We start from the raw sequence: 21,980 nt of genomic DNA on the forward strand, positions 1-21,980 counted from the left end.
ACCGGGGGCGAGCGGGGTGGTCGTCATCGAGGACCGACCTTCTGTGGTGAGCGATCCTTCGACCGATCCGGAGAGTTCACGCATCCGCGCTTCCGGCGACAGTAGGTCACGGAACCGGGAGAACGCCTGGACGGCGCGCGCACGTCCGGGAAACGCAACCCGTGGCGGACGGGAGGCGCTGGGCGACGCCGCCACGCGCCTCCCGTCCGGCGGCCGGTGGCGGTCCGCCGGGCGCCCACGCTCGGCGACCATCGTTGCGGGATCGAGACGGCCCGTCACCCCGGTGCGTGCGAGCCTGGTCGCACCTGACCACGGGAGCGGACGGAGCTCGCTGTGGACCGAGCGATCGCGTGGGTCGTGCTGGCACTCGTCACGGCCGTGCCGGCACTGCTCCTCGCCGTCACGCGGGTGAGCTCGTGCGCCGATGCGGCGCCGGGTGCGGGCACGAGCCGGTGCACGAGCGGACCCGTGCTCGGGGTCGCCGGGTCGTGGGCCGCCGGTGCGGTCGCCGTCGTGGTCGTCGCGATCGCGGTCGTCCAGGTCGTGCGGGCCGTCCGTTCCGGGCGAGCGGCGACGGACTGACGCCCGGCGGTCTCAGGTCCGCGCTTCGGTGCGGACCGGCTTCAACCGGTCCGGTGCGTCGGTGGCGGGGGTCCACTCGCACGTGAACGTCCCGCGGTACCCGAACAGGAAGCCGAACACGCGGTTGTGCACCTCGAGGTCGACGTGGAACGCCTGGTCGTCCTCCGACCACCACTCGTGCAGGGTGGCGCGACCGCTCAGGAGCATCGGGAACCGGAACGAGACCGGCCCCTCGTGGAACCGCTGTGCGTCGGACGTCAGTACGAGCCCGCCCCGCTCGTCCACCGCCAGGTCGAGGTCGACCGCCAGGTGCTGGTGCGTGCCGAGGTAGTCGAGCACCCTGCCGTCGACGAGCACCATCGTCGCGTCGAAGCGCGCCGTGCGACCGGGCCTGGTCTCGTACGTCCGCACGAACGTCACCGTCTCGCGGCCGAGCTCGTCGCGGTACGGGTGGTTCTCGATCGTGAACGGCACGTCCTCCCCCACGTCGGGAACCAGGATGTTCCGGAGCCGTCCGATCTGCAGGAAGGGGACGGTCCACCACGGGCCGCGTCGGATCGACGACATGACGCCACGTCCGGTGCAGGCCTCGCCGGCGTCGAGGCCGACTCCGAAGCGTCGTCGCATCATCGGGTGGAGTCGCTGGAAGTCGGCGCCGAGCGCCTCCTCGAACACGGACGTCATCGGTCGTCCCTCGGGTCGGGCAGCGTCGCCAGCGTCGCCGGCGCGTCGTGCAGGTGGTCGGTGCGTCGGGCGCTGCCTGCGGGTGCCCGCAGCGTCCTGGAGGCTCGTGGCCGGTCCCGGCGCCAGGGCTGCAGGACCGATGTGAGCGGCCACGCCTCCGGTGCGGGTCCGCCCTCGAGCCAGATCCGGAGGCGGTCGAAGCTCCACGCGGTCGCCCAGCCGAGGAGCGGCCGGACGACCAGGTCCAGCGGCCCCCATCCGCCGTCGTAGTCGTAGCCGGTGACGAACCGCGTGCGCCCGTCGTCGGTCGGGACGTAGCGCCAGTAGCCCCGGCCCGTGCGGATCGGCGAGAGGCGGTCGGCGGTCCCGAAGCGCAGCGCCGACGTGCGCGATCCGTCCGGGCGGCGGCGTTCCCCGATGCTCACGCCGGTGCCGTGCACGTCGTGCAGCGGCGAGCGTCGGACGTAGCGGAAGTGCGTCGGTGCCCCGTCCTCCGCGCCCGCGGGCACGATCTCCGAGAACCGGACGTCCCAGCGCACGTGCTGCTCGGGGTCCTGCGTCGCGGCCCACACGCGGTCGAGGTCCGCATCGATGACGGTCTCGACGTAGATGCCCCTGGTCCCCACGTGCTGACAGTAGCGCCTGCGCGGCGGAGAGTGGACCGAGCGATCGCGTGGGTCGTGCTGGCACTCGTCACGGCCGTGCCGGCACTGTTCCTCGCCGTCACGCGGGTGAGCTCGTGTGCGGATGCGGCGCCGGGTGCGGGTACGAGCCGGTGCACGAGCGGACCCGTGCTCGGCGTGACGGGATCGTGGATCGCCGGCGTCGTCGCCACGGTGATCGTCGTGATCGCGGTCGTGCACGTCGTGCACGTCGTGCGGGCCGTGCGGGACGGGCGGGTAGCGGAGGACTGACTCACGACGGCATGCCTCCGTCCAGGGAGCGGCCCCCGAACAGCTGTCCGGTTCAGCCGTTCCAGGCGTCCTGTAAGGCGCGCTCCAGGTCGGTACGGTCGCCGCCCCGCACCTCGCCCTCGCGGAGCGGCACGGCCGTCAGCTCCCCGTCGTGCAGGGTCAGGTCCGTGATGCTGCCGGTACCGCGGTCGGCGAGACGGACGTGCAGTCCGGTGCCGTCCGGCAGCACCGGTCGAAGGGCCTCGACGAACGCCGGCACCTGATCCGAGCCAGGCAGGGTCGCCGACACGGACCGGTCACTGCCGAACTGGTCCGAGGACGCGGGGAGGAAGCCCCGGAGCGTCGTGCCGACCTGGATCGATGTGCCCAGCAGCGCCGGGGACCCGTTCACCGACAGGCGATCCGCATCGCCTGCATCGTCCCGGTCAGCAGCATCGTCGGCACCATCAGTGACTTCCTGCGGGCCGATTCGGATCGACTCCACCGGAGCGGCCGGAGCAGCAGCGGCGAGCGCCGTCGCGGTCGCCAGGACCTGGTCCGGGTCGTCGACCGTCACGTCGACCACGGTCGGCGTGAGCGACACCGCGGTGACGTCCGGCCGGGTGGCGACCGCCGCGAGGCGGTCCGCCTCGGCGTAGTCGGCGGCGTCGGGCAGGTCGTCGTCGCCCCTTGGCTCGTCCTTCGTCACGATGCCGCCGTCCACGATGACCTGCGCGGCCGGCGCTGCTTGCTGAGCGATCGCGGTCGCGTCCCCCACATCGGCGAGGTCCTTCGTGTGCAGGAGGAGCCGACCCGGTGTGACGGAGGCCCGCGTCACCTCGTGCGCGGCGAGCACACGCTCGTACGCGGTGATCTCCGGCGTCGGGTCGCCGACGGTGTCGTCGGTCCCGGTGCTGTCGTCAGACCCGGCGATCCGGTCGGAGATCTGGAGGTCTGCTTCGTCGGACGGCAAGCGGTCCGTCGGCGGCGTCGACCAGTGGGATGCGGTGAGCGTCGGGGACCGCCACCCTGAGGCGTCGGCAGCCTCGCGCACCGCTCCCCATCCGCGCACCAGGTCGGCGCTCTCCCGGACGTCCACTCCGACCGAGCCCGGCCGGGTGCCGGAGCCGGCCGGAGCCGTGACCTTCCCGCCGAGCCAACGGTCGTCGCCCCGGAGCCGGTCGACGACGGCGAGCAGCTGGTCGTTCTCGGCCGCGCGCCCCTCGACCGAGAAGTGGAACCCGTCGGCCTCCACCGAGGCGCTGTAGGTCGTCCCCGCGGTGGTGGCGTCGTGCATCCACCGTCCGACCTCGTGGGTCACCCGTCGCAGGTCGGCGTCGGACAGGTCGTCGTCGGTGGTCACGGTGACCTGGACCGTCCCCGCGAACGGCAGGTTGTTCGTGCCCGAACCGCTGACCGACCGCACACCGCGGAGCTCGGACAGCTCGTGCTCAGCTCGGGCAGCGCCCGCGGTTCCGGCGTCGACGTTCGCCGAGCAGCCGCTGACCAGCAGGACCGCCGTCAGCGTGGTGGCCGTCAAGGCGGCGGTCAGCGTTCGTCGTCTCCCCCAGAGCATGGCGGGAGCGTAACGCAGCGAGATGCGCTGCCGGTTCCTACTCAGGCGCCAGCAGTGCTGCCGTCGCGCCGCCGCCGTGATGCCGGACATCCGTGACGAGGAGCCTGCGAGCAGGAGCGGCCGAGAACCCACAGAGTCTCGGCGGTCACGAGGCACCTCACGTCGTCGGGAGGGACGTGATCATCTCGACCAGATCCACGAGCGCTGGGTCTTCCCGCAAGCGCTCGAGCCAGATCGAGATGGCTGCGTCGAGGAGTCGTTCCTCGGACACCCCCACAGCAGAAGCGATGTTGCCGAACGCCCTGTGATGATCCCCGAGGGCGGCTGCTGCGCACGCCATCGCAACGCCGGAGGTACGGACATCCAACATGGTCGCCAACTGGTCGGGTTGCTCTTGGAGCATCCTGAGGAGTTCGACTTCTGGAGCTGCGGCGCCTGGCAGGTAGTACTCCGCTGCATCGGGAGACGCTCTCCGCATGTCGGCATCGAGGACGACGGTCGCGCGCAGCCTCCTTGAATTCCCCAACGTCCTGGCTGCCGCCTTCGCAGCCGCTTCCCCGCCGGCCTCCACGACGTCGACGCTCGAGCGCACATGCGCCGCAAAACGATCGATGATCGCTCGTACCAGACGAGCGGCGAGTCCGTCTTCCACGAAGACGACAGCTGTCACGCCGCTGGACGGTCTCTTCAACGTACGGAGGATGGTCGGCGCATCGACGTCTTCAGTCACGATCGCCCCGCCGCCCGTTGCGAGGACAAGTCGGAGCGCCTCGGCCGGAACGTGCTCGATGATCTGCGTCGAGTGTGTCGCGACGATCACTTGACAAGCATTACTGGCGGCAAGACGCCCGATCTCCTCGATCAGCGGGACGTGCGCCGGACCGGCCAGGAAGGTCTCCGGCTCATCGATCAGCACGACCTCGTTCGCCTCCGCTTGTCGGAGCAACCAGAGCGTGTACGCCGCGGAGTACTCGCCTCGGCTCATCGTGAAGGTTGTGAAGTCCCTGCCGTCCCTTCTGCCGTGGAACAACGGGAGACGCTCGCCTTGGGCGTCAGCGATGGCGATCGCCAACTCCTCGTAACGATGGCCCGTGATGCGCCCGAGGGCTTCGAGGTCGCGTTTCCCGAGGGCTTGCGAGCCGTGAGCCCGCATGACGTCTCGAGCCTCTGACGCCTCGAAGTAGTAATCCTGAGCCGCCGTGATGAGCGATCCCATCACGACGTCCGAGCTGACTTCGGTGACAGTGAGATTACGCAAAGCGCGAGAATACTGCCGAACGTGTTTCACGCGGTCAAGAGGAAATTTGACAGGTGCAACTGAAGTGCGTGCGCCGTCAGCAGGCCGGACTGTCAAGGAATACGACCCGACGAAGTCTGTGGCGTCCCAGCGGCTGACGGGCGGAAGAGCCCAGCCACTCTGCCACCGCGGCAACGCCTCACGAATGACGGCAAGCAGGTACGATTTGCCGGCTCCGTGCAAACCGGTGACCACGGTGAATCGTTTCAGATCGACACGTCCAGGCGCGAGGACTGGCGACTCCCGCACCGTGATCCCGTGCAATGGTCGCGACTTCAAGACGAGCGCATCGAGCAGGCCCGCGCGACGAATACTCGCCATGTCTTCGCGACGACCCCTCCGCCATGCTTCCTTCGGTCGGGCTGACAGGATTTGAACCTGCGACCCCTTGACCCCCAGTCAAGTGCGCTACCAAGCTGCGCCACAGCCCGTGAGCCCCGAGAGGCTCGGAACTCCGTCTCCGGCGTTCCACCGCCCGCGTCCGACCGGAGCGCGAGCAGCCCGTCAAGCATAGCGGACGCCGGACCCTGCTCGTGCCACGGCGCGTCGCCGCCTCCACGGGAGCGATCGGTCGGGCCGGGCCGTCAGCCCTGCGGCGAGCGCGCTGGCTGCTGCACCACGTCCCGCTCGGCCGCCAGCCACGGCAGCGCGAGCCCGACCAGCAGCCCGCCGAGCCCGTCCGCGGCCAGGTCGCCGATCGTGTCGTCGTACCCGACGTAGATCGCCGAGTCGACGAAGTTGTGCCCGAGCCATTCGCACATCTCCCACACGGACCCGATCGCGAGCCCGAGGGTGAACACCAGGAGCGACACGGTCACGCGTCCGGCGTCCGGGGCGTGCGGCACGAGCCGGAGGTCTGCGGCGATCACCGCGAGCAGCGCCGCGAGCAGTCCGGTCAGGACGACGTGGATCAGCTTGTCCCAGAGGAACACCGACGTGTACCACTCGAGCGCGCTCGACCACCCGGCGACGAGCACCAGCACGCAGACCGCCAGGTCGAACGCGGGCCGGAGTCCGAGCATCCGCGGCAGGACCACCCCGAACAACGCGAGCGACATCACCGCGAACGACGTGCTCCCCCAGCCGATCGTGGCCACGGGGATGCTGAGGAGCGTCAGGACCCGCACCACGTCGGCCGGCAGGAACCGCCGGCGCAGGAAGGTCAGCCCGAGCGAGCGCATCACGAGGCCCACCGCACGACCGCGTGCACGGCCGCGTGGTCGGAGGGCCAGACACCGCCCGGTCGGCGCACGTTCACCGCGACCCGGTCGACGACGGCGTCCTCGGTCACGAGCACCCCGTCGATCCGCCGGCCGCCGACACGCGGCTCCCGGTAGTGCGGGTACGTCCCGTAGGCCTCCCCCACCTGCCGGGAGGCTCGTCCCCAGCTGTCGACGACCCCCGCGTCCGCCAGTGCTCGCCAGGGTGCCGACCCGGCCGGGCAGTTCCAGTCGGCCATCACGACGGCCGGCAGTCCGCGCTCGCGGACGATGCGCCCGAGCAGCTGCGCGCCGCGCAGCCGTGCCCAGGACGAGGCGACGTCGAGGTGCGTCGCGATCGCGGTGAACTCCCGCCCGGTGGTGCGGTCCGCGACGACGGCGCCGACGGCGTGCCGCGGGAAGGCCGTCGCCCAGGACCGTGAGCCCGGGCGCGACGGCGTCCGGGACAGCGCCCACGTGCGCCGCTCGACGACGTCGAGGCGCTCCCGGTCGAGGAACAGGCCGACCGCCTCGCCACCGCCACGCGCACCGCGACCGACGACCACGGGTTCCCAGCGTGACCCGAGACGGGCCGTGAGGTCCGCGGTCTGGGCGGGCAGTGCCTCCTGGACGGCCAGCACCGTCGGCTGCTCGCTGGCGACGAGCGCGACGACGGCGTCGCGGCGACGTTCCCACGCGTCGGCGTGACCGGGCGCGTGCGGCACCCGACGTCTGACGTTGAGGGTGGCGCAGTGCACCTCGGGGGCCACCACCGCCCCGATCGTCGGGTGGTCGTCCGGCGCGGATGGCATGCACCCTGTCTACGAGACGACACCTGTTGCGCTCACAGGGTGTCGTGACGGTCCCTCGTAGGGTGGCTCGGATGCGTTGCGCTCGTCCCACCCGTACCCTGCTCGCACTGTCGGTCGCCGGGCTCCTGCTCGGCGCTGCCGGCTGCACCTCCCACGACGACGCGCCGACGGTCGCGCAGCTGGCACGGTCCTCCGCCGACTCGGTGGACGTCGTGGCCCAGCAGGACCCGTCGGCGCGCTCCGTCGCCGCGAGCCGAGCGCTGTTCGCGTCGGCTCCCGGTGCGGTCGTGGCGTCGGCCTCCGACGCGGGTGCGGTGCGCGACGCGGCGAGCGCCGCGCGTGCGGCGCACGTCCCACTGCTGCTGACGTCCGACGGCGGCACGCCCTCGTCGACACCGTCCGCCGACGCAGGCGACGACGGTGACCGGGTGGCAGCCGAGCTCCGCCGGCTCGGGGCCGACTGGTACCAGGCCGAGGGCAGCGTGGCGGTCGACACCGACGTCCCGGAGCAGGACGCGCCGGAACGGGGCGACGTGCCCGAGGCGAGCGATGCCTCCCGTGCGGCGACCGTGGTCGTGTCCGACCGTCGGTCGGAGGCCGCAGCCGTGGCCACGGCGGAGGCTGCCGGCGCCCGTGTGGTCGCGATGCCGGACGGCGTGACCGACCCGGCTGCCGCCCCGGACGTCGTGTCGGCCCTCCACGACCGCGCGGAGCACCCGACCGTGCTGGTCGGCTCGGCGTTCGGCGACCTCCCGGACCCGCAGTGGACGGTCCGGGCGGCGGAGAGCGGCTGGCAGCTGCCGCACGGCGGGCAGCGGCCCTTCGACGGACACCGCTACGTGGCGCTGTACGGCGCTCCCGGCGCGCCGGTGCTCGGGGTGCTGGGCGAGCAGGACCCGGCGGCGACCGTGCGCCGCGCCGAGGGGACGGCGAAGGAGTACGACGGGCTCGGCGACGAGCCGGTGACGCCCGCGATGGAGGTCATCGCGACCGTCGCTGCCGGGGACGCCGGGGCCGACGGCGACTACTCGACCGAGCTGCCGGCGTCGACGCTGGAGCCCTACGTCGACGCGGCGAGCGACGCCGGGATGCCGGTCATCCTCGACCTGCAGCCGGGGCGGTCCGACTTCCTGTCGCAGGCGAAGCGGTACGAGTCGCTGCTCGCGAAGCCGAACGTCTGGCTCGCACTCGACCCGGAGTGGCGACTGACCGCCGACCAGGTGCCCCTGCAGCAGATCGGCAGCGTCTCGGCGTCCGAGGTGAACGAGGTCTCGTCGTGGCTCGCCGACCTGGTGCGGTCGAAGGGGCTACCGCCGAAGGCGTTCGTCCTGCACCAGTTCCGGCTGTCGATGATCCAGGACCGGTCGTCGCTCGCGTCGCACCCGGAGCTCGACGTCCTCATCCACGTGGACGGGCAGGGCTCGCAGCCCGACAAGCAGGCGACCTGGAAGGCGCTGCACCAGGACGCACCGGAAGGCGTGCACTGGGGCTGGAAGAACTTCTACGACGAGGACACGCCGATGCTGTCGCCGCAGCAGACGATGGCCGACGTGCAGCCGACGCCGTCGCTCATCACGTACCAGTAGCGGGGTCGCGTCTCGTCGCGTCCTGTCGTGGTGTCCACAGCCTGGAGGGCCGGGGCACGGTGCGTCGGCGGGTGCTGACAGCATGGGGTCATGTCTGGTCTCGGTGTCGGTTCGTCCGTCGGCTCACCTGCTCCTGCGGCGGCCCCGCCGTCCGCCGAGATCGCTGCGGAGGCACAGGAGGCCCTGGCCGCCCTGACCGGGCGACCGGACGCGGTCTTCCACCCCGGGCAGCTCGAGGCCATCTCGGCGCTCGTCGAACACCGGCAGCGTGCCCTCGTGGTGCAGCGCACCGGGTGGGGCAAGTCGGCCGTGTACTTCCTCGCGACCCTGCTGCTGCGGCGACGTGGCGGCGGCCCGACCGTGCTCGTCTCACCGCTGCTCGCCCTCATGCGCGACCAGGTCGCAGCGGCCGCGCGGGCCGGTGTCCGCGCGGTGTCGATCAACTCGGCGAACGCGCACGAGTGGGCGGACACGCAGGCGGCCCTCACGCGTGACGAGGTCGACGTGCTCCTCGTCTCCCCCGAACGGCTCAACAACCCGCGATTCCGCGACGAGCAGCTGCCGACGCTGATCGCCCGGATGGGCATGCTCGTCGTCGACGAAGCGCACTGCATCTCCGACTGGGGACACGACTTCCGCCCCGACTACCGCCGGCTCGCCGAGCTCATCCGCTCCCTCCCCCAGGGTGTCCCCGTGCTCGCGACGACGGCGACCGCGAACGAGCGCGTGGTCGAGGACGTCGCGGAGCAGCTCACCGCGGGTCCGGACGCTCCCGTCTTCACGATCCGCGGTTCCCTGGCGCGGGCGTCGCTCCGGCTCGGCGTCCTGACGCTGCCGGACGCCCGACAGCGCCTCGGGTGGCTGCTCGCGCACCTCGGCGACCTGCCCGGCAGCGGCATCATCTACACGCTGACCGTGTCCGGGGCCGAGGACATCGCCCGACTCCTGCGCGAGAACGGGTACGCCGTCCGCGCCTACACCGGGCGGACCGACACCGAGGAACGCGAGCAGCTCGAGCAGCAGCTCAAGGGCAACGAGCTCAAGGCGCTCGTGGCGACGAGTGCGCTCGGGATGGGCTTCGACAAGCCGGACCTCGGGTTCGTCGTGCACGTCGGCGCTCCCTCGTCGCCCGTCGCCTACTACCAGCAGATCGGCCGCGCCGGGCGTGCGACCGACAACGCCGACGTGCTGCTCCTGCCCGGACGCGAGGACCGCGAGATCTGGCAGTACTTCGCGAGTGCGTCCATGCCGACCGAGGCCCGCGCCTCCGCCGTCCTCGGCGCGCTCTCCACCGACACGGCGATGTCGACCGTCGCGCTCGAGGGCCTCGTCGACATCAAGCGATCGACACTCGAGCTCCTGCTGAAGGTGCTCGACGTCGACGGCGCCGTGCACCGTGTCGCCGGCGGCTGGGTCTCGACCGGGCAGCCGTGGCAGTACGACGCCGCCCGGTACGAGCGGGTCGCCGCCGCCCGCGAGGCCGAGGCCGCGTCGATGCTCGCGTACGAGTCCACCTCGGCGTGCCGCATGCAGCTGTTGCAGCAGGACCTCGACGACCCCTCCGCCGAACCCTGCGGGCGGTGCGACAACTGCGCCGGTGTCTGGTACCCGACGTCGATCTCGGAGTCGGACACCTCCGGTGCGGCTGCCGCGCTCGACAAGGTGGGCGTCGAGATCGCGCCGCGCGCGCAGTGGCCGTCCGGCATGGCCGCGCTCGGCGTGCCCGTGAAGGGCAGGATCCCGGCCGGCGAGCTCGTCGAACCGGGCCGCGCCGTCGCCCGGCTCACCGATCTCGGCTGGGGCGGGCCGCTCCGGGCGCTGTTCTCGGCCACCACTCCGGACGGACCCGTGTCCCGCGAGCTGGTCGACGGGTGCATCCGCGCCCTGAAGGACTGGCCCTGGGCCGAGCGGCCGACCGGTGTCGTCGCGATGTCGTCGCGGTCGCGGCCGGAGCTCGTCGGGTCGTTGGCGCAGGCGCTGGCCTCGATCGGGCGACTGCAGTTCCTCGGGACCCTCGGACGGAGCGGCGGGGAGCCCCGCGGAGACGGTGCGACGAACAGCGCCTACCGGCTGGCCGGGGTGTGGGACACCTTCGTGGTGGACCCGGAGCTGGCTGCGGCGTTGGCGTCGCACCAGGGGCCGGTGCTGCTCGTCGACGACCTGGTGGACAGCCGGTGGACGGTCACCGTCGCCGGGCGGGAGCTCCGGCGTGCGGGGGCGTCGGCCGTGCTGCCGTTCGCGCTCGCGACCGTGGCCTGACGCCGGCCGGGTCCGGCAGACCGTGTCCGTGGTCCGTCCGGTGGCGCGGGGTGCGGGGTGCGGGGTGCGGGCTGCGCGGTGCGGGGTGCGGGGTGCGGGGTGCTCCCGCACAACCGGAAGCACGTCGTGCCAGGGATTCCCGTGGTGCGACGTGCTCCCGGTTGTGCAGGCGTCGGTGCGTGCCGACTCCAGCTTCGGCTCCGCCCGCATGCGCCGCTCGGGTCAGGCCGCGCCGATCGCGTCCAGCTCGCGGATCGCGTCCGCCGGCAGCGTGATGCCCGCGCCCTCGACGTTCTGCCGCAGGTGCTCCACGGATGACGTACCCGGGATGAGCAGGATGTTGTCCGAGCGCTGGAGCAGCCATGCGAGGGCGACCGACAGGCGCGACTCCCCCAACCGCTGCGCGACGGTGTCGAGCGCCTCGGACTGGATGGGCGAGAATCCGCCGAGCGGGAAGTACGGCACGTAGGCGATGCCCTCGGCCGCCGTGAGGTCGACGAGGTCGTCGTCGCCCCGCTGCGCCACGTTGTACATGTTCTGCACGCAGACCACGGGCGCGATCCGGAGGGCCTCGACGAGCTGCGCGCCCGTCACGGTCGACAGTCCGAGGTGGCGGATCTTGCCCTGCTGCTGCAGTTCGGCGAGTGCCTCGAACTGCGGTGCGATGCTGCCCGGCTCTGGGGCGTCGAATCCGCCGACACGGAGGTTCACGACGTCGAGCTGCTCGAGACCGAGCCGCTCGAGGTTCGCGTGCACGTCCTCGACGAGCTGCTCGGGCTTCCGCGCCGGCGGCCACTGCCCCTTGTCGTTCCGGCGCGAACCGACCTTCGTGACGATGTGGACCTGCTCCGGGTACGGGTGCAGGGCTTCGCGGATGATCTCGTTCGTGACGTGCGGTCCGTAGAAGTCCGCGGTGTCGATGTGGGTGATGCCGAGCTCGACCGCGGTGCGCAGCACCCGGACGGCCTCGTCGCGGTCGGCCGGCGGGCCGAACACGTGCGGGCCGGCGAGCTGCATCGCGCCGTAGCCGAAGCGGGTGACCTCGAGGTCGCCGAGGTCGTAGGTGCCACCGGGGAGGCTGTTCGTCGTCATGGTCCGACCATGCTCCCGATCACTGCGGTGTGCCTGGCCCTGGTTGTCCCCTGGTCTGCGAGCCCTCGCCCGGTGTGGTTTCTGCGTCGACGGGCCAGGTGCCGATCTGCTGGTCGAGCGTTCGGCGTCCGAAGCTCGCCTGGTACCCGATCTTCTCGACGAGCGCAGGGGTCGACGGGAACCCGACGTCCCGCCAGCCGGAGTCCTGCGCGATCCGTCCGATCTCGAGTTGCGGCTCCGTTCTGATCCGCAGGACGACGCCTGCGTCGGGTTCGTGCCCGCGCGTGGACCAGGCCAAGGGAAGGACCGCGTCGATCAGCTCGGCGACGTCCTCCTCCGAGCGCCCCGCGTCGGGTGCCGAGATGTCGACGGCGATACGGTGGTGCGCGGAGAGCCCGTCCGTGGTCTTCTCCTCGTCGACCGTTGCAGTCGACACGTTGGGCAGGGCGTTGATCTCGGCAGCAACCGCTTCGCGCGATGCAGCCACTTCAGCGTCCGGGCCAGACGCCGAGCACCCGCTGAGCGCAGGGATGAGCGACAGCAGGACGCCCGCCGCGATCAGCCTCCACACGAGCTCATCCTGCACTGCATCGCCGTCGGTGCAGCAGCGGGCCACTCGCCCAGGCGCTCCCGCAGGAGACTCGCCGGGACGATCGCCGACGTCCTGCCGGGGACGGCGGCTCCTTCCTCGACCCAACCGGACCGCTGCAGGAGCTTCCCCACGCTCAAGTCGGGCGCGCCGCGCACGCCGATACCGACACCGTTCGCGAGTTCTCTGCTCGCGTGCACCGACCACCCCGTCTGGACGATCGCATCGATCTCCCAATCGGTGATCGTCTCGTTCGTGGATTCTGGTTCCAGGGTCAGGATGATCAATGCCCTGTTCGAGTTCGACGCGTCGAGCCCCGAGGTGCTCTGTTCGACCGAGACCTCAGCAGCGGCGATGCCCGGGAGCGTCCGGAGGTACTCCTTCGCGTCTTCAGGAGTCTGTCCCCGAGCAGCAGAAGCAGGCGTACAGCCCGGCAGGACGAGCACACCACACAGCAATACCGCAACGATCGACCAGGCTCGGACACCTCGTCCGCCATGCGGTGTACTCCTCGAGGAACGTCCGCTGGCCGTCCGGGTCGCGGGTCGACCACGGTGCTCGTCAGCGAGAACGCCCGATTGCTCCGCTCTCGTCAACTCAGTACTCACGAGGCACATCGAAGTCGTCCGGCAGCGCGAAACACGGCGATCCTGAATCGATGTCGATGACAGATCCGCCCTCTGCGAGCGGGCTGAGACCGCTCGACGAAGAGCAGCCGCTCAGCGAGATCGAGAAACCGCCGGCAACGACGATTGCAGTAACGATCATCGCCCTCGTACTCCTTGACCGCGCGCGCATCGAGTACCTGTCCCTCCCGCTCGACTGTTCACCGATGCTCCGTTGAGCCAGCATCGGACGAGGTGGGCGCTGCACGGGCGAACAGTCCCGCATTGTTGCACTTCACCGACCCACGCCGGCGTTCGCTCTCCTGCGCTCGCTCGTCAAGATTGCTGCGCTGTCCAGCGAAGCGCTGTCAGGGCGCTTCACCTGGCCAAGGGCCGAAGCGTTCCTTGAGTTCGTTCGGGGAGAGCAGGACGAGCTGCTTCAACTCGGCGGTCGAAGTCGTGTAGGCGGCTTCTGACCAGCCCCGTTCCTTTGCCACATCTCCGATGGCGAGCTGCGGACTCGTCCTCAGACGGATGAACACTCCCGTGTCGGGTTCTGCTTCGTTGACGGACCATCCGAGCTGTGCGAGTTGGTCGACGAAGGCGGGCGCCGCCGATGCATCCTCGACCGTCGCAGCGATCGAGACTTCATGGTGTTCGTTGAGCCCGGACACGGTCTTCTCTTCTTCGATGGAGACGTCGGACAGCCCCTCGATCGAGGAGAGCTGATTCCGCGCCTCTTCGAGCGACTGCCCACCCGTGGGATCCTGCAGCGAAACCGATGGTGCGCTGGATGGAGCCGTGCGGAGTGCACTGCAACCAGACAGCGCCACGACCGCCATCATCGCGACGACGATGCCCGTACGCACCCTTCCGCCTGTCACTCTGATCTCCTCTGCACTTGGTAATCCGTCACGGTTGTCGTCTTCCCGTTCCCTCCGAGAAACTGCGTGATTGCAGGGTCGTCATTCACTGAGGGGTCACCGCTGGCCATGACCGCGTATCGATTCGCATCGTGTGCGGTGGCGACAGTCGGCGCGTCGTGTTCGTTGGCCTTCAGCGGCGGATCCCCACGAAGCGTCGTCCAATCTCTGGGATTCGGCGTTCCGTCCAAGGCCGCGATCGGATCAGCCGTGGACTCGAGGGCTGTCACGTGCACGTCGGACGGGATGTCCATCGCACCGATCGGGGAACCAGCGGTCACCACCTGCTGGATGTTGTATCCGCTGTCACCCGCGGCGACCGCACCAGCCGTGATCCCGCCGAGGCTGAAGCCTGTCAGCATCACGGGTTCGTCCTTGACCCCTGCCTTCCGTAGAGCCTCGATGACGGCCTGCGAAAGAGCGGTCTGGTCACCGTGACGCATCGCAATCACGTCCGAGGTCAGATCATTTGGGGTGTCGCCGGCCTCGGGATTCCAGCTCTGTGTGCTCGGGATCTGGACTGTGAAGCGAGTGACGCCGTTCTCGTCAACCGTCTTGAACACCCGGACGTTCGCGAAGTCTTCTTGGCCCATCCGGTCAATCTGACCCGAACTCGCGAGCAACGAGCTGACGTCGGTCGGGATGATGTTCCCGGCCCCATCGGTGGTGAACTGCTGACCTGTCTCACGGATGCCATCAACGAGAGCGCGCTGCCGCCGATCATCGACTTGGCTGTCGGACAGGACACCGTCGATGAAGCGCGGCACACCGTCCTCGAACAAGCCGAACTGGCGACCATCCCCGATCAACGTACTGAGGAGGCCGTCGTAGGTGTTCGTCGTGCGGAGATCGCCCAACCAGGCTTGCTCCATCGCGACGATGTCGGGACTCATCCACGGCAGAGCTGCGGAGAAGTTCCTGTTGAAGGACCGAGCCGCCGCCAGGGTGAACACCGCGGTGCGCTGGGTCAGGTCGCCATCGGTCCTCAGCGCGGTGAGCGCTGCTTCGCTGAAGGACACCGTGACGATGCCCAGGACGTCGAGTGCAACGCCGCTCCTGACAGCCTCGGTGGCGAGCGCTCCGAGGGCGATCGTGCCGTAGACGACGGTCCCGGTGACGAGCGCCACCGTCTCAGCGACATCCGTCGTGGTCGCCCAGGTCGCAGCTGCTGCGACCTGCAAGCCGGCGACGGTGAGAGCAAGCCCTGCCTCGGCCGCCTCGTACACCTTCGAGAACGACGCCGTGATGATCACCAGCGCCTCGGTGGAGACGATCGTCACGCTGAGCTGCGCCGAAGCGCTCATCACTGCACCCTCGGCGGCGAGTGCGGTGCCGGGCGAGAGGATGGCCGAGGCCAGCAGGTCCCCGTCCACCGACAGCGCCCCGACCTTCGGCACGAGCGGGCCGGCGAAGGCGTTGAGCGCAGTGATCCCCGTGGTCAGGCGATCGATCTCCGCGTAGTCGACCTTGATCCCGTCAGACATCTCGATCCCTGATGAGTCCAGCGACGAGCCCGAGCAGATCCGTGCGGATCTCCTGGTCCGTTTGCGCCGTCACGGTGACCGTGCCGGCATCAGTGAGGAGTTCGGGCGTGACCTCCGAGCCACGCGCTCCCGCGTCGATCCCGACGCTCATCCGCAGCCATCCGCGGCGGGTGCCGAACCAGTCAGCGACGAAGACCGGGCCACGGTCAGCGGTGAAGGCCTTCACGCGGAAGCCGTGCTGCACGGGCTCGGCCAGGCCACGGAACAGGCCGACCGCATCGGTCGGGACGTGCAGTTCGTCGACGACGGCATCGAGCACCCGGGCGTCGCCGCGCTGGATGGCGTCGACCAACGCTTGCGAGGCAACCGTGCTGACCGTCGTCGTCCCACGGGCCGGGTCGGTGACCTCGAGCGACGGGATGAGTTCGACGAGTGACGACCACGCCTGGTCGAGCACCGTTCCGCGCAGGTGCGCACGGCTGCCGTCGCCGGGTCGCGCGCTCCGCACGGTGAGGTGCGAAGCAGCGTCGCCCCCGATGACGGTCGAGTGCGCCCACGTCGTGTCGGGGGCCCAGGCGCTCACCTGGATGACGATCGAGCCGGCGTTCTGCAGTGCGAGCGTGAGCAGGAACGGCGCGTCGAGGTCATCCGACCACGACTCAGCGTCAGCGTCGGGCTGTCGCGTGAGCACCCCGCGCTCGACCAGCGCTCCCGTGCCCTGCTGGTCCTGCGCCCCCGAGGGTACGAAGGACGGCAGGACGAGACCGGGCAGGTGCTCACGGACGGTGCGTAGCTCGTCGACGGTCAGGTCCCAGTCGATGACGTCGGTCGCCGGTGCCCCGCTCATCCGACGCCGTTCCGGATGGCGGCGCCGCGCACGTCGATCCAGTCCTTCGACCCGGACGGCGGCGGTGACGGCACCTGCGCGATGAACGACTTTGCGCTCGCGACCTGGCCGTCGGAGACCTGCTGGCCACCGAGCTCGTGGACGGAGACACGGACGTGGTCGGGCTCCCCCGAGCCCGCGGCACCGATCACCTGCATGAAGCCGTTGACTGCGTTCGACGCGACGTCCTTGACGGCGTTCACGACGTTCGCCGCCAGGTGCGCGGCCTGGTTCCAGAGGTCACGTGCGATGCGTTCGGCTTCCGCGATCTGTGCCTTCACGGCGTCGACTGCCTTGGCGTGCGCATCGAGTGCGTCTGCTGCCTCGTCGAGCAGCTGCGCCTTCTTGCCGAGCTCCGTGCCCGACTCCTGGACTCGACGACGCACGGCGTCGGCGGCCTTCCCCGCCGACGACAGCCCGTCGGCCTGCGCCACGAGCGCGCTCGCTCGTGACCGCAGCCCGTCGGCGTCGTCGCGCAGCGCACGGGCCTTCGCCCGGAGCTGTGCCATCTCCCCGTACATGCTCTACCCCCAACGGAGGAGACGGCCGGCACCTGCAGCGCCGGCCGTCCCTGGTCCGGTCGTCCCGATCAGCGCCCGAGTCGCGATGCGAGCTGCTGGTCGACGTCGCCCAGCGTCTGCGCGGTCGTGCGGAGGAACTGCGCGAGGTCGTTGAGCCCGCCGATGGTGTTCTGCGCGCCGCTCGTGAAGCGGTTGTACGCCTCGTTGTAGGCACCGGAGGAACGGTCCGTCTGGAACCCGGCCTGGGTCAGCGACGCGATCTGTGCCTGCAGCTTCGACAGGGTCGCGTTGATCTCGTCACGCCCTGCGAGCAGACGGTCGGCGTTGCTGTTGAGCTCCTGGTAGGAGACGTTGATGTTGGCCACGTTGCACCCCTTCACGGTGGTCTGGATCGCCAGCCCCTCCGGCGACCGCGACAACGGTAACACCGGTCCGGAACAAATCACCCATGCGATGTCCACACCCCCGTTCGAGGGGGACGAACGGGTCCCCGATCAGGAGGACTCGGGGTCCCGAGCGACCTGCACGCGGGTGATCCGCCCGGAGTCGACCATGATGCCGCGCCCGACGGGGAAGTCGGTCCGGGTCACCCGCGGGAACGCCGTCCGGAAGAGCGTGAGCCCGTCGGTCTCCTCCGGTTGCAGGGCGATCCCGGCACGCGCGGTCTTCAGCTCGGCGAAGAGTTGCCACGCGTTCGGGGCCGTGACCGTGTCGGCCTCGGCGAGCACGAACACCCCGGCACGGCGGGCGGCCTTGATGAGCCGCGCGACCTGGCTCTCCGCGGGCAGCCCCTCGAAGTCACCGACGTTCTCGATCACGATCACCGGGTCCGGCCCGCTCGACGCACCGCTCTCGAGCGCGGTCGCGAGCTGCGAGGCGATGGCCTCGGCGTCCGTCGCGTCCTGCGCCGCCGACGCCCAGTCGGTGGCGTCGCGCAGCGTGGACCGCCTGCCGACGACCAGGTGCGCGGGTCGGTCCGGCCACGTCGCGCGCACGGACCGCAGGACGGTCCGCATGGTGGTCGAGCGTCCGGAGCCGAAGGGTCCCGTGACCACGAAGAGGCCGTCGGTCGGGATGCCCACCGGGCCGAGGGTGTCGTCCGCGAGGCCGATCGTCGGTCGCCCGGCCACGGCGACCGGCAGCGCGGCTCGATCGACGTCCTCGGGCAGTCGGCGGATCGGCGGGGCCTCCACGACCCCACGGCGCAGCAGGTCGGCGGCGAGCTCCTCGACCGCCGCCGCCTGCGCGACGAGGTCGGCGCTGCCACCGGGCACCGCCACCTGGACCTCGTGCTCGTCGACGAGTCCCCTGCCGGGCACGGCGTCCTCGAGCACGTCCGCCGGCACGTCGGCCGCGTGGTACTCCATCTCGGTCGCCAGGCGGAGCACGATGCGCTCGCCGATCGCGGCCTGCAGGTTCGACGGGAAGGCCGCGGTGCGGTCCGCACTCATCACCAGGTGCACGCCCAGCGCGCGCCCGGTCGCCGCGATCGCGACGAGCTGGTCGAAGACCGGCTGGGTGCCGAGGCGGAACTCGTACTCGTTGCGGAACGCCCCCATGCCGTCGACCAGGACGAGGATGCGCGGTTCGGCGATGCCGGTCACGTCGCGGTACTCGCTGAGGTTCGCGGCCCGGGCGGCCGCGAACCGCCCGGAGCGGTCGGCGACGGTCGACTCGAGGTCGGCCAGGAGGCGCGTGATCCGTTCGTCGTCCGGCCCGCTGATCACGGTGCCCACCGTCGGCAGCGCCTCGAGCATGCGCAGGCCACCACCGCCGAAGTCCAGTCCGGTGATCCGGACCGGGAACCGGTCCGCTGCGGCGGAGGCCGCCACCGCCACGGCGCGGAGCGCCGCGGACTTCCCGGCCCCGCCCGCGCCGAGCACGGCCACGTTGCCGGCCGCATCGAGGTCGAGACGGAACGGGGTCTGCCGCTGGGACTCGGGCAGGTCGACCGTCCCGATCACCAGTGCCGACCCGTCGGAGGCGGGCAGTGCCTCCAGGCCGACGGCATCGGGCAGCTGGTCCAGCCACGGCTTCCGCGGGACCTCGAGGCCCTGCCGGTCCGCCGCGCGGACGATCGTGGCGGCGAGCCGCTCGATGTCACGCGCCCGCGTCGAGTCGCGCGGTGCCCGCGGTGGACTCGGCCAGGTGCTGCCGGGGCCGAAGGGGAAGTCCTGCACGTCGACGTCCGGCTCGTGCACGACGTCGTCGGAACGACCACCGAGATAGGCGGTCTGGAAGTCCAGCACGCGTCCCGGGCCGATCTTGGCGGCCGCGCGACCGGGGGTGCCCGGGTCGAAGAAGGCGGCGTCGGCCACGCCGAGGACGTCCTCGCTGTCGACCGGGTCGGCGACGCGGAGGGCGATGCGGAGGTTCGTGTTCGCCCGGAGGGAGTCCTTGATGACCCCGCTCGGGCGCTGGGTCGCCATCACGAGGTGCAGTCCGAGGGACCGACCGCGCTGCGCGACGTCGATGACGCCGTCGATGAACTCCGGGATCTCGGTGGCGAGTGCGGCGAACTCGTCGATCACGATGACGAGCACGGGCGGTGCCGCCGGGTCACCGCGCTGCTCGAGCGTGACGAGGTCCTTCGCGCCACGGTCGTTGAGCAGGTGCTCGCGGTACCGGAGCTCGGCCCGCAGCGAGGTGAGGGCGCGGCGGACGAGGTGCGGGTTGAGGTCGGTGACGAGCCCGACGGTGTGCGGCAGGCCGACGCACTCGGCGAACGCCGCGCCACCCTTGTAGTCGACGAGCAGGAACGTGAGTCGATCCGGCGCGTACTCGGTCGCCATGCCCATGATCCACGTCTGCAGGAACTCGCTCTTGCCGGCGCCCGTGGTCCCGCCGACGAGCGCGTGCGGGCCGTGGGCGCGGAGGTCGAGGGCGAGCGGCTCGCTCGGTCCCTGACCGACGACGGCACGGACGCCGCCGCTCTCGCGCCCGGATCCCGGTGACCACGCGGCGGTCAGGCTGTCGTTCTTCGACCACCGTTGGACGATCGCGGACGGGTCACCGGCGACGTCGCCCTCGTACAGGTCGACGAACGCCACGCTGTGCGGCAGGTCGGTCTCGTCGAGGACCCGCGCGCCGGAGTCCTGGATCGGGGCGATCGCACGGGCGACGGTCGCTGCTTCGATGCTGTCCACACGGTCGAGCTCGTCGAGCACCACGGACTGCCCGGACCGGACGAAGCCGACGGTGGCAGACCCGCTCGTCCGGTCGAGCACGATGTGCGTCCGGCAGACGACGGGCAGTGCCTGCAGCGTGGGCGCGAGCCAGAGGACGTGGACGCCGAGGTCCGGGCCCTCCTCGGCCAGGGCGACGAGACGGGCACGGTCGGCGGGAGCCTCGGCGGTGACGAGCACGACGACGGCCGGCGTCGCGGGCAGGCGGTCGACGGACTCGCCGTGGTCCTCGTCGAGGGCGCGGGACTCGTCGATGCGCGACCGGACCTGCTCACCGCGGCCCGAGCCGGCTGCACGGCGGATCGCCACGAGTCCCTCGAGCTCGGCCAGCAGCGTCGAGGCGCCGGCGAAGTCGTGCACGAGCCCCGTGGACCGCAGTGGGCTGTAGGGCGAGTCGACGTGCGGGAGCCACTTCAGCCAGGACCACTGGTCGGTGGTGGTGCCACCGGCGAAGGCGGTGAGCACGAGGTCCGCCGGGCTGTGCAGCCCCGCGAGCTGCACCACGAGCGACCGTGCGACGTCGTCCGCCGCCAGCCCGGTGCCGGCGACACCGATCGCGCCGGCACGTTCGAACGTCTCCACCACGGGCACCGGCCCGACCGTGGCGTACTCGTCGGCGAGTGCTTCGGCGCGGTTCCAGTCGTCGACGCTGCCGGAGTTCCTGGAGGGCAGCGTGACGGTCGACCGCGACGGCTGCGTGCCGGCACCGAAGCGGACCTCGAGGAAGGTGGTGTGCTCGGGCTTCCGGGTCCACAGCAGCGCCGAGCGGTCACGCATCGCGGCCGTCACGACGGCCGGGGCCGGCGACTCGGCCGTCCGCGCCGCGATCTCCGTCGTGCGGGCCGCTGCCAGCCGCTCGCGCGAGTCGGCGAGCGACTCCTCGAACCGCTGGCGTTCGTCGCGGCGGCGCCGCCGGGCCTGGACACGCTGGTCGATCCACGTCCCGATCATGATGACCGGCGAGAGCGCGATGAAGATCAGCGTGTACGGCTGCTTCGTGACGAGGAACAGGACCGCGCCGAGGATGATCGGCGCGATGATCGCGATCATCGGCAGCCGGGGCTTCTCCCCCGGGACCGGGATCTCGGGCAGCGTGAACTGCTGGCCGCGGTGCGCTGGCTCGACGCGGGGCGAGCGGCTGAAGTCCACCTCGGGGACCGCGGACGCCGGGGTACCCGTGCCCGGCACGGACGGTGCGGCGGGCAGCGGTCGGATGCGCAGTGTGGTGTCACCGACCGAGACCGTCGTCTCCGGGTCGACGAACGCCCGCGCGACGAGCCGACCGTCGACCTCGACCCCGTTCGCGGAGTTCAGGTCGACGACCTCGACCGTGTCGCCGATCGTGACCGTGGCGTGACGACGGGAGACCAGGTCGTCCCCGGCGAGCCAGACCTGGGCCATCGCGTCGCGGCCGATCAGGTTCACCCCTTCGGACAGGGTGTACTCGTTGCCGGCATCCGGCCCGGAGACGACGTGCGCCACGGCGGCGGGGGCGTCCTCGACGTCGTCGCCGCGGCGGCGGTCGGTCGCGGCGACGACCTCGACCCGGCAGCCGGAACGGAGCGACGACTCGTGCACCGTCGCGGACGGGTTGAGCAGGCGTGGCTGCGGTCGGTCGGGGAACCACACGCGCAGCGTCAGCGGGACGCCGTCGGCCGCCGTCCGCCCACGGGACAGCCGGTCGGCGAGCGAACCGATGGTCGCCGTCACGTCCGCCGTCACCACGACGTCGCGGTCTGCTCGTGGCCCCGCGATGGTCACCTTGAGTTTCACACACCACCCCCGTGCCGACCATCGTACGGGTGCA

20 protein-coding genes and 1 tRNA gene are annotated in these 21,980 nt (G+C 71.0%); 4 read left to right on the forward strand and 17 right to left on the reverse strand.

What is annotated here, in order from left to right; genetic code table 11:
• Positions 1-333: 333 nt before the first annotated feature.
• On the forward strand, positions 334-582 hold the full coding sequence (locus PIJ49_RS09625) for a hypothetical protein (RefSeq protein WP_066653399.1): 249 nt from the start codon (positions 334-336) through the stop codon (positions 580-582).
• 12 nt (positions 583-594) lie between these two features.
• Here the strand turns inward: PIJ49_RS09625 and PIJ49_RS09630 are convergent, their stop codons facing one another.
• Positions 595-1,266 carry a DUF4166 domain-containing protein gene (locus PIJ49_RS09630; protein ID WP_251160833.1) on the reverse strand — a complete coding sequence of 224 codons (672 nt, stop codon included), beginning with the start codon at positions 1,264-1,266 and terminating at the stop codon, positions 595-597.
• Positions 1,263-1,892, reverse strand: a complete 630-nt coding sequence (locus PIJ49_RS09635; RefSeq protein WP_251160834.1) for an SRPBCC family protein — start codon at positions 1,890-1,892, stop codon at positions 1,263-1,265. Before PIJ49_RS09635 ends, PIJ49_RS09630 begins: the two co-directional genes overlap by 4 nt.
• Positions 1,893-1,922: 30 nt before the next feature.
• Between PIJ49_RS09635 and PIJ49_RS09640 the strand changes: the two genes are divergently transcribed.
• Entirely contained in the window at positions 1,923-2,180 is a 258-nt protein-coding gene (locus tag PIJ49_RS09640) for a hypothetical protein (RefSeq protein ID WP_066653393.1), read from the forward strand.
• 52 nt (positions 2,181-2,232) lie between these two features.
• Here PIJ49_RS09640 and PIJ49_RS09645 read toward each other — a convergent pair whose 3' ends face one another.
• The 5 genes from PIJ49_RS09645 to PIJ49_RS09665 form a co-directional block, all read right to left on the reverse strand.
• Entirely contained in the window at positions 2,233-3,735 is a 1,503-nt protein-coding gene (locus PIJ49_RS09645) for a hypothetical protein (RefSeq protein WP_271826465.1), read from the reverse strand.
• Positions 3,736-3,892: 157 nt separating this feature from the next.
• Positions 3,893-4,951 (reverse strand): AAA family ATPase, encoded by a 1,059-nt coding sequence (locus PIJ49_RS09650; protein ID WP_271826466.1) that lies wholly within the window; start codon positions 4,949-4,951, stop codon positions 3,893-3,895.
• Positions 4,952-5,389: 438 nt separating this feature from the next.
• Positions 5,390-5,463, reverse strand: a tRNA-Pro gene (locus tag PIJ49_RS09655).
• 153 nt (positions 5,464-5,616) lie between these two features.
• On the reverse strand, positions 5,617-6,213 hold the full coding sequence (locus PIJ49_RS09660; RefSeq protein ID WP_510167330.1) for a DUF2238 domain-containing protein: 597 nt from the start codon (positions 6,211-6,213) through the stop codon (positions 5,617-5,619).
• Positions 6,213-7,043 carry an endonuclease/exonuclease/phosphatase family protein gene (locus tag PIJ49_RS09665; protein ID WP_251160837.1) on the reverse strand — a complete coding sequence of 277 codons (831 nt, stop codon included), beginning with the start codon at positions 7,041-7,043 and terminating at the stop codon, positions 6,213-6,215. The genes PIJ49_RS09660 and PIJ49_RS09665 overlap by 1 nt, the downstream gene beginning before the upstream one ends.
• Before the next feature lie 71 nt (positions 7,044-7,114).
• Here PIJ49_RS09665 and PIJ49_RS09670 point away from each other — a divergent pair, with 71 nt between their 5' ends.
• Together PIJ49_RS09670 and PIJ49_RS09675 are read left to right on the forward strand one after the other, a co-directional pair.
• Positions 7,115-8,629, forward strand: coding sequence for a hypothetical protein (locus PIJ49_RS09670; RefSeq protein ID WP_271826468.1), 1,515 nt, complete (start codon positions 7,115-7,117; stop codon positions 8,627-8,629).
• A gap of 90 nt (positions 8,630-8,719) precedes the next feature.
• Positions 8,720-10,888 carry a RecQ family ATP-dependent DNA helicase gene (locus PIJ49_RS09675; RefSeq protein ID WP_271826469.1) on the forward strand — a complete coding sequence of 723 codons (2,169 nt, stop codon included), beginning with the start codon at positions 8,720-8,722 and terminating at the stop codon, positions 10,886-10,888.
• A gap of 222 nt (positions 10,889-11,110) precedes the next feature.
• Here the strand turns inward: PIJ49_RS09675 and PIJ49_RS09680 are convergent, their stop codons facing one another.
• From PIJ49_RS09680 to PIJ49_RS09725, 10 genes are all read right to left on the reverse strand, one after another.
• Entirely contained in the window at positions 11,111-11,980 is an 870-nt protein-coding gene (locus PIJ49_RS09680) for an oxidoreductase (protein WP_271826470.1), read from the reverse strand.
• Positions 11,981-11,999: 19 nt separating this feature from the next.
• Positions 12,000-12,551, reverse strand: coding sequence for a hypothetical protein (locus PIJ49_RS09685; protein ID WP_271826471.1), 552 nt, complete (start codon positions 12,549-12,551; stop codon positions 12,000-12,002).
• Positions 12,539-13,015 carry a hypothetical protein gene (locus tag PIJ49_RS09690; protein WP_271826472.1) on the reverse strand — a complete coding sequence of 159 codons (477 nt, stop codon included), beginning with the start codon at positions 13,013-13,015 and terminating at the stop codon, positions 12,539-12,541. The genes PIJ49_RS09685 and PIJ49_RS09690 overlap by 13 nt, the downstream gene beginning before the upstream one ends.
• Positions 13,016-13,166: 151 nt before the next feature.
• Entirely contained in the window at positions 13,167-13,337 is a 171-nt protein-coding gene (locus PIJ49_RS09695) for a hypothetical protein (protein ID WP_158407737.1), read from the reverse strand.
• Positions 13,338-13,542: 205 nt separating this feature from the next.
• Positions 13,543-14,043: a hypothetical protein gene (locus tag PIJ49_RS09700; RefSeq protein ID WP_271826473.1), complete on the reverse strand. Its 501-nt coding sequence runs from the start codon at positions 14,041-14,043 to the stop codon at positions 13,543-13,545.
• An 11-nt stretch (positions 14,044-14,054) separates the two neighbouring features.
• Positions 14,055-15,581 carry a hypothetical protein gene (locus PIJ49_RS09705; protein WP_066653361.1) on the reverse strand — a complete coding sequence of 509 codons (1,527 nt, stop codon included), beginning with the start codon at positions 15,579-15,581 and terminating at the stop codon, positions 14,055-14,057.
• Positions 15,574-16,428, reverse strand: coding sequence for a hypothetical protein (locus PIJ49_RS09710; RefSeq protein ID WP_271826474.1), 855 nt, complete (start codon positions 16,426-16,428; stop codon positions 15,574-15,576). Before PIJ49_RS09710 ends, PIJ49_RS09705 begins: the two co-directional genes overlap by 8 nt.
• Complete coding sequence (locus PIJ49_RS09715; RefSeq protein ID WP_271826475.1) at positions 16,425-16,976, reverse strand: hypothetical protein; 552 nt, start codon at positions 16,974-16,976, stop codon at positions 16,425-16,427. The genes PIJ49_RS09710 and PIJ49_RS09715 overlap by 4 nt, the downstream gene beginning before the upstream one ends.
• Positions 16,977-17,056: 80 nt before the next feature.
• Complete coding sequence (locus PIJ49_RS09720) at positions 17,057-17,353, reverse strand: WXG100 family type VII secretion target (RefSeq protein ID WP_058728075.1); 297 nt, start codon at positions 17,351-17,353, stop codon at positions 17,057-17,059.
• A 129-nt stretch (positions 17,354-17,482) separates the two neighbouring features.
• Entirely contained in the window at positions 17,483-21,946 is a 4,464-nt protein-coding gene (locus PIJ49_RS09725) for a type VII secretion EssC family protein (RefSeq protein WP_271826476.1), read from the reverse strand.
• Positions 21,947-21,980: the final 34 nt, after the last annotated feature.

This window comes from Curtobacterium uvaldense (genome assembly GCF_028307415.1).
Classification (GTDB): domain Bacteria; phylum Actinomycetota; class Actinomycetes; order Actinomycetales; family Microbacteriaceae; genus Curtobacterium.